The sequence below is a fragment of the Cryobacterium sp. 10I5 genome (assembly GCF_035019865.1).
Classification (GTDB): Bacteria; Actinomycetota; Actinomycetes; order Actinomycetales; family Microbacteriaceae; genus Cryobacterium; species Cryobacterium breve_A.
This window is the reverse complement of the sequence record NZ_JASJVI010000130.1, coordinates 1-7,638: the sequence shown is the minus strand read 5'-3', so window position 1 is coordinate 7,638 and position 7,638 is coordinate 1. Positions and strand designations below refer to the sequence as shown.

At 62.6% G+C, this 7,638-nt stretch carries 6 protein-coding genes and 1 pseudogene; 1 reads left to right on the top strand and 6 read right to left on the bottom strand.

Features of this window, described 5'->3' with window-relative positions:
* Window positions 1-378 precede the first annotated feature (378 nt).
* On the bottom strand, window positions 379-1,353 hold the full coding sequence (locus QN350_RS18535; RefSeq protein ID WP_323517084.1) for a sigma-70 family RNA polymerase sigma factor: 975 nt from the start codon (window positions 1,351-1,353) through the stop codon (window positions 379-381).
* A 697-nt stretch (window positions 1,354-2,050) separates the two neighbouring features.
* Between QN350_RS18535 and QN350_RS18530 the strand changes: the two are divergent.
* Window positions 2,051-3,293 (top strand): annotated as a pseudogene (locus QN350_RS18530) (IS256 family transposase).
* A 126-nt stretch (window positions 3,294-3,419) separates the two neighbouring features.
* Here the strand turns inward: QN350_RS18530 and QN350_RS18525 are convergent.
* The 5 genes from QN350_RS18525 to QN350_RS18505 all read right to left on the bottom strand — a co-directional run bounded on the left by QN350_RS18525 (window position 3,420) and on the right by QN350_RS18505 (window position 7,270).
* Window positions 3,420-3,869 (bottom strand): pyridoxamine 5'-phosphate oxidase family protein, encoded by a 450-nt coding sequence (locus QN350_RS18525; RefSeq protein WP_322140286.1) that lies wholly within the window; start codon window positions 3,867-3,869, stop codon window positions 3,420-3,422.
* Between the two features lie 3 nt (window positions 3,870-3,872).
* Entirely contained in the window at window positions 3,873-4,583 is a 711-nt protein-coding gene (locus tag QN350_RS18520) for a DUF554 domain-containing protein (RefSeq protein ID WP_322140285.1), read from the bottom strand.
* Window positions 4,580-5,161 carry a UbiX family flavin prenyltransferase gene (locus QN350_RS18515; RefSeq protein ID WP_134561869.1) on the bottom strand — a complete coding sequence of 194 codons (582 nt, stop codon included), beginning with the start codon at window positions 5,159-5,161 and terminating at the stop codon, window positions 4,580-4,582. The genes QN350_RS18520 and QN350_RS18515 overlap by 4 nt, the downstream gene beginning before the upstream one ends.
* Complete coding sequence (locus tag QN350_RS18510) at window positions 5,162-6,694, bottom strand: UbiD family decarboxylase (protein WP_323508363.1); 1,533 nt, start codon at window positions 6,692-6,694, stop codon at window positions 5,162-5,164.
* 105 nt (window positions 6,695-6,799) lie between these two features.
* Entirely contained in the window at window positions 6,800-7,270 is a 471-nt protein-coding gene (locus tag QN350_RS18505; RefSeq protein ID WP_322140283.1) for a MarR family winged helix-turn-helix transcriptional regulator, read from the bottom strand.
* Window positions 7,271-7,638 lie beyond the last annotated feature (368 nt).

Sequence of the window (7,638 nt, the reverse complement as noted above, 5' to 3'; positions counted from 1 at the left end):
GTTGGGCACCACAGGTGGTGCCCAACGAAGCCAATATTCAAGCCTTTCGAGGCGGGTCGTGAAACTCACACTCAGCAGCCTCGTAGTCAACCCGAAAATGGGGCCGCTCGAAAAATGTTGAATTCCGCCAATTTCGCCAAACGAGCACCGTTGTCTCAGTTTTTTACTTGGCCCACTTCACGCGTAGAAGGTTTTACCGCAGCAGCTCACACCTCTGGACTTGTCGGGGGTTCGGCCGCCGCTCAGTCGTGGGTTAGCCGTCGCTGTACGGAATCCTGTTGACCTGCACATGCTGCCGGGGCCAGCAAACGCGCGCATGAAGGTGCGAAGTTCCTCACCGTGACCGAAACCGACCGGGGGTTGTCTTCCTTATCGGGTTTAGTCGTAGAGGTATTGTTCGAGTCGGGGTACGCGCAGGAGTGCGAGGGCGCGTTTTTCGATTTGTCTGACGCGTTCCCGGGTGACGCCCTGGACGGCTGCGACCTGTTCGAGGGTGTGCGGCTCGCTGCCGTCGAGTCCGAACCGGGCGGTCAAGATGGCCTGTTCCCGGGACGGCAGTCGGTGAAGGTGGAAGGAGATATCGGCCCGGCGCAGGGTCAGGGTCGCGTATTCCTCGGGTTCGGGCAGGTCGCCGTCTTGGATGAGTTCGGAGATGTCCCCGACACCATCACCGATCGGCATGTCCAAAGAGATGGGTTCGCGGTCGTAGCTGAGTAACCGGGACACGTCCTGGGCCGTGAGAAGAGTGGCAGCTGCCAGTTCCTCGATGGTGGGTTCCCGATCTAGGGAAATCATTAGGTCGCGGCGGATTAGCTTGATTTTGTTGAGCTTTTCCGCGGTGTGCACGGGGATGCGGATCATGCGGGACTTGTCGGCTATGCCGCGGTGGATTGCTTGGCGGATCCACCAGGTGGCGTAGGTGGAGAACTTGTAGCCGGTCGTGAAGTCGTACTTTTCTACCGCGCGGACGAGGCCGATGTTGCCGTCCTGGACGAGGTCCATGATCGGCACCCCGCGGCCGGAGTAGTGTTTGGCGATGCTGACGACGAGGCGGAGGTTGGCTTCGATGAAGTGGTTCTTCGCCCGGCCGCCGTCGTGGGCGAGCCAGGAGAGTTCCCGGGAGAGTTCGGGGTCATCGACCCCGTGCGAGAGTTTCTCTGCGGCGAAGAGTCCGACTTCGATGCGCCGGGCGAGGTTGACCTCGTCCTCGGCGCTGAGGAGCGGGCCTTTGCCGATGCGGCGCAGGTAATCACCGAAAGCATCCGTGGCCTCGCGCGCATAGCGCCCGGCGACCGCCGGGCGAACAAGCGAGACTGGGGAGGTGGTCGTCGGGGCTTGGGTTTCGGCGCTCATTTCGTTGCCGCCCCGGCGATACTCTCCACCGCTCGGGCCAGGGTGGACATGGCACGGCATTCTAGAGGCCTGATGAGACTCGTTGCCTCGAAGGTATTCCCGACGTGTTGAATGTAGCCGAGGATAACGGAGGCTGGCTCATCCCCGTCTCGCTGACCTCGTACTTGCCAGGTCGTCGCGGAAACGGCGACTAAACTAACGCTGCCGTGCTGACGTGAAGCTAGGACATGTTCGGGCATGAACGCCTCCAAATCACAATGGGAGGTTCAGTACACATGCTGAAAAGAGAACTCTCAAGAGGGTTGACGTACCCCTGCGCACCCCTGTAGGGGGGTGTTCAGCCGTCGCTGCGTCAAGTCGCGATGAGTTGGAAAGAAGCCCCTCGTTGGTCAGCCGTGGGGTCGTCTGGGACCGACGGCCTTGGCAAAAACGACATGCTCCTCGAACGGTGCAGGTCCTACGAACTTGCTGACATTTGGGCGATGAAAGCGTGCCGACGCACGGTTTCGGATGGAGTGTTGAGACCTTGATGCATGCAGGGTCGTGATTATGTTCAGCGTCAGTTGTTTGATACTGGGGCGTTCGCGAAATTCGCACGCAGAAGAAAGCTACTGATGGAGAGAGCCTGCACTCACGAGGCGGTCACCGCGTGATTCTTGGAAAGACCGATCAAGTCTTTTCCGAAGGAGTACACGCGATGACCGCACCTCATTTTATTGACCCTGCCCGTTTCCTGTCCGAACAACTTGAGCAAGCCTCGCCGGACCTGATGCGGCAGATGCTGACCACGTTCATCAACGCGCTGATGAGCGCCGAGGCCGAAGCCGTCTGCGGCGCCGAATACGGCCAGATCTCCGCCGACCGGACCAACTCCCGCAACGGCTACCGACACCGTGATTTCGACACCCGCACCGGCACCCTCGATGTCGCGATCCCGAAGTTGCGCACCGGCACCTACTTCCCGGACTGGCTCCTCGAGCGCCGCCGCCGGGCCGAGGCCGCCCTGACCAGCGTCGTGGCGACCTGCTACCTCCTCGGGGTGTCGACCAGGCGGATGGAGAAACTAGTCGAGTCCCTCGGTATCACCCGCCTCTCCAAGTCGCAGGTGTCGATCATGGCCAAGGACCTCGACGAGCAGGTCGAGCAGTTCCGCACCCGCCCCCTCGACGCCGGCCCCTACACGTTCGTCGCCGCCGATGCCCTGGTGCTGAAGGTCCGCGAGGGCGGCCGTGTCGCCAACATCCACGCGCTCCTCGCGACGGGCGTAAACAAGGACGGGCACCGCGAGATCCTGGGCTTGCAGGTCACCAGCGCCGAAGACGGCGCCGGCTGGCTCGGCTTCTTCCGCGACCTGACCGCCCGCGGCCTCACCGGTGTGAAACTCGTCACCAGCGACGCCCATGCCGGCCTCGTGGCCGCGATCGGGGCCACCCTGCCCGGTGCGACCTGGCAGCGCTGCCGCACCCACTACGCCGCGAATCTGATGTCCGCGACCCCGAAGTCCAGCTGGCCGTGGGTGAAGACCCTGCTCCACTTGCGTCTACGACCAGCCCGACAAGGACGCCGTGCACGCCCAGTTCGACCGAGTCCTGAACGCCCTCGAAGAGAAGCTGCCCGCGGTCGCCACTCACCTCGAGAGAGCCCGGGCCGACGTGCTCGCGTTCACCGGGTTCCCGAAGGAGATCTGGCGTCAGCTCTGGTCCAACAACCCACAGGAACGCCTCAACCGTGAGATCCGCCGCCGCACCGACGTCGTGGGCATCTTCCCCGACCGTGGCTCCCTGATCCGGCTCGTCGGCGCGGTCCTGGCCGAACAACACGACGAATGGATCGAAGGCCGCCGCTACCTCGGCCTCGACGTCCTCAGCCGCTCACGCCTCACCCTCATCCCGACCGAGAAGGAGGAGCAAACAACCGAACTCAGCGCCCTCAGCGCCTAAAAATCCAAGAATCACGCGGAAAACTCGGTACACCACACATTTGGACTTGACCTGCAACACGCCCATCAGGGCCGGGGTTACACCACGCTATTGGACGCAACCGGCCACGCGCGGCGGCGCGACCCTCTAGTCGAGCTGGGGCCACTCTTCTTTGTGACTGAATCCCCTTGAGTTGTCGACCATTTTTAAGTAGGTCGGTGCCAGTGCCCACAGCGCGACGTTCACAATAATAGGCACCGGGGATATCGCGGCGAACAGTTTTCGCCCCCGGTCGGCCTCCGCGCCAGCAAGCAGAGTCGACGTTCCGCGCAGTTGAATGCCCTGAAGCTTCGTGACGTCTTTTTCTTGGGTGGAAATGGTCGCGGCGACGGTGGGATTGGCCAGCATCAGGCGCCCATGGGCCGTGTTCGGGCTCGTGACGAACAGCAGCCTCCGCCCGGGCAGGTCAAACGAGTAGAACACATTCGCCGCCCACACCGAATTTTCGGCGCTGGCGGCGAGCGACACCACGTGGTGGCTGGCGATATACCGGTCGATCGCCGCGGTGAACGCGGGCGATGTGGTTCTGGCGGCCATGGTTTAGAAGACCAAAGACCAGAGCGTGGTCACCGGAATAACGAAGATCAGCGCCGGCAGCATATTCGCGATCGGGAAATTTTTCAGGCCGCAGATTCGAAAACCGGTTGCGAGCATCAGAACTCCACCCACGGCGGAGAAGTTGGCCTCTGCGCCACCGCTCATCAGGGGCTCAATGAACACGGCGCCGAGCTCAATCAGGACCATGATGATGATCTGTGGCACCGCGACCACTCCGACTGCGTAGCCCAAGGTGGTGGCAAAGATTGCAGAAGTCAGAAGGTCGAGCGCGGCCTTGGCGATCAGAATCGACGGGTCGCCGGTCATGCTTTCGTGCAGAGCGCCAAAGATTCCGGTTCCGCTCGCACAGAAGAGCACCACGATGGCCACGTACTTCTCGAGGAATTCTTCATGGGTGATGTTGCCGGGTATCGGCACAACCCGTCCGATGAAGCGGTTTAGCGCCGATGCGGCCACGCCGATGCCCTTCTCGACGTAGGCCAGCTCCCCTACCACGCAGCCGAGGAGAACCGAGATAACCATCACGCCGATGGTATTGACCTTGACGATCATCACCACGCCCATGGCCATCGAAGCCACACCGAAGATTGCAGGCAGGCCGACTTTCAGTCGTGTGGGCATACGACCGCCGAGGGCCGCACCTCCAAAGCCGCCGACCAGCACGGCTACGGAGTTGATAATGGCGCCTATCATTGGACCTTCTTTGATTCGGCTCCCCAGCGGGGGAAGGTGTCGATGTGGATGTCAAACAGGTCGAGAACCCGACCTACGGTCTGGTCAACGATGTCGATCGACGACGTCGGTCTGATGTAAAAGGCGGGGACCGGCGGGAAGATGATCCCGCCGGCCTCGGTCACAGCCGTCATGTTGCGCAGGTGCACCAGTGACAATGGGGTTTCCCGCGCGAGTAGCACCAGGCGGCGACGTTCCTTGAGGATGACGTCGGCCGCCCGCGAGACCAGCGATGCGCTGACGCCCGTGGCTATCTCGGCCAGAGTGCGCATCGAGCAGGGCGCTATGACCATGCCGTCAGTGACGAAAGAACCCGAGGAGATCGACGCTGCGATGTCGGAGGGCTTGTGCACAAAATCGGCAAGGCCCTCCAACTCGTGTTTGGATAGCACCGTTTCGTACTCCCGGGTGATCTGCCCGGAAGGTGATATCACGAGATGGGTTTCGACGTCCTGTCCGCGCAGCACGTCAAGCATCCGAACGCCATAGGCGATTCCGCTGGCACCGGTGATGCCGACAATCAGGCGCTTGCGCGCCACCTAGTCCTCGTACTCGGGGAAGTGAAGGCTCGGAGCCCATGGCCGGGGGTCGACTTCCTTGAACTGGGCGCGGGCGAAAACATCCTTCATGTGGAACGGTGCGGTCGCGTCAAAGATCGTCTTTGCGGTCACGCCCTTCACGGGAAGGCGCGGGTCGTAGTCCGGCTGCTGGCTAGGGTCAAGCACGTGCCCCATCACACCGGGAACCACGATGAGGTCGAGGTCGCCCTGCATCCGGGTGGTCATCGCCCACAGCACGTCGTCGGAGTCGAACGGGTCAACGTCTTCGTCCACGAGGATGACGTTCTTCAGCTCGCTGTAGGTGGCCAGGGCCACCAGAGCGGCCTGGCGGGCACGGCCGTCATCGAACGCCTTGGACTTGTTCACCTGCACAACCGCGAGCAACTTGCCGCCGCCGGCGGTATGTGCGTAGACCTGCGAGACGAAGCCCGGCAGGGCCGCGTCCAACGCGCGAAGGATCGAGGCCTCGGTCGGGATTCCGGCCAGCGAGGTATGCTCCTCGCCCGGGCCGACGAGAGTCTCAAGGATCGGGTGCATCCGGGTGGTCACCGCCGTGACCTTGAAGATCGGCAGCGCGGTGTTGGCCGGGCCGTTGTAGCCGGGAAACTCGGGCATGGCGTGCCCAGTGTCCGAGTGCAGGTCCTCGCGCATACGCACGTTCGGCAATAGCTCGCCCTCGATGACGATCTCAGCGCGCGCGATGGAGTGCTGGTTCACGGTAATGGCCTTGACCAGCTCGACGGGCGAGTGGCGCAGCCCGCCAGCGACCTGCAACTCGTCGTAACCGAACGGTGTGGTCGGCGCCTCGAAACAGGCTCCGATGTAGACGGCGGGGTCGAGACCCATGTTGATGGTTATCGGAAGAGCCTCGCCCTTGGCCTCGGCCTTGAGCCGGAACGCGTCGATGTGGCGGCCCGGCGCGAAGAAGATCGACAGCTCGTCCTTGCCCTGCACTGCGATACGGTGAATAGTGACGTCGGAGTGGCCATTTTCGGGGTCGGTGCCCAGCAGCAATCCCATACAGAAGTACGGTGCGGCGTCTTCCGGCGTGTTCGTCGGGGCCGGCAGCAGCGTACGAATGTCGAAGCCGGGGTCGGAGGCGAGGTAGATCTTCTCCTGCACAGGTGCATTGTTCTTGCCCACAACGACGGGTGCGAGCGCCGCGTTGAAAGCGGCGGCCACAACCTGATTCACTGTCTTCGGGGTGGCGCCGAGCAGGGTCGCGACGCGGCTTCGATCGGCCAGCACACCCACCACAACACGCACGTCATCGAAGCCGGTGATCTTGTTGAACTGCATCGCGGGGCCACGACGAGTGGGCCGCATCACCGTTCCACCAGCGCCGACGTGCTTGTACACGCCCGCCAGTTCGGCGTTCGGGTCGACCGGATGATCGGTCTGGATGAAGTTCTTCGGATCATCGGCGATGAGGGCGAGGGCCGACCTGAGGTCGTTAACCTGTCCCTGCGGCGCCTGGGCTATCGTCGGTTCCGCGCTGTTGATAAGCGCCATGAGGATCCTCCTACGGATTCACGAGCCCTACTAGGCCCAGACACCAGCGTAATCCTTAACTAGTTAAGTATTTTACCCCCGGTGTAAGCCACCCGGCTCATGGATTCAGCCCGGCTTGTGAGCGAGCAGACGCTGCAGCAACCGGATGAGCTGGCGCTGGTCAGCTTCTGCCAGCCCACCCAAGCTCGCTGCCTCGGCAGCGAAAAACTCGTCGAGCACCCCGTCCAGCACGGCGCGCCCATCGTCAGTCAGCGCAAGCTGGTACTGGCGGGCGTCCTTCGGATCCACGCTGCGCGTGACCAACCCCATCTCATGCAAACGCCCGAGGCGCTTCTTCATTCCCGCCTGCGTCACGAACATCTGGCCAGCAAGCTGTGCCTGCGTAACAAACGTGTCACCATCGGCGCGATAAAGCGCCGCGAGGATATCGAAAATCTCCCGTGACAAGCCATGGGCGGCCAACACAACATCCGCACCGGAACGAAGGTGCATGGCGGTGCTTCTCACCAAGGCGATGAGCTCGACCTGCTGGGAATCATGCCCCCGCCGTTCCCACTGAGCGGCGAGTTCGTGCACGGCGCGAGAGGAATGAGCGTCTCCGTCTGCACTAAATTGTGTCTCAGGCGAAGCCATGCGGACAGGCTACCACCCAGCCCGACTCCGCTGTGAGCGCCGCGACACCAGCAGTTCCTGGCGTCGTCGCGGCAGAAACGCACTCCCGACGAGGGCACTCCCACGTCTTTGCTGTAAAAACCTACTCGTCGCGGTAGTTGTTTCTACTGGAGCCAGCGGCGACCAGACACGCGCCCCGGGCGGAACGTGGAGGAATAGAGGTGCGGCCGCGGGGCTTGGGTTTCGGTGCTCATTTCGTTGCCGCCCCGGCGATACTCTCCACCGCTCGGGCCAGGGTGGACATGGCACGGCATTCTAGAGGCCTGATGAGA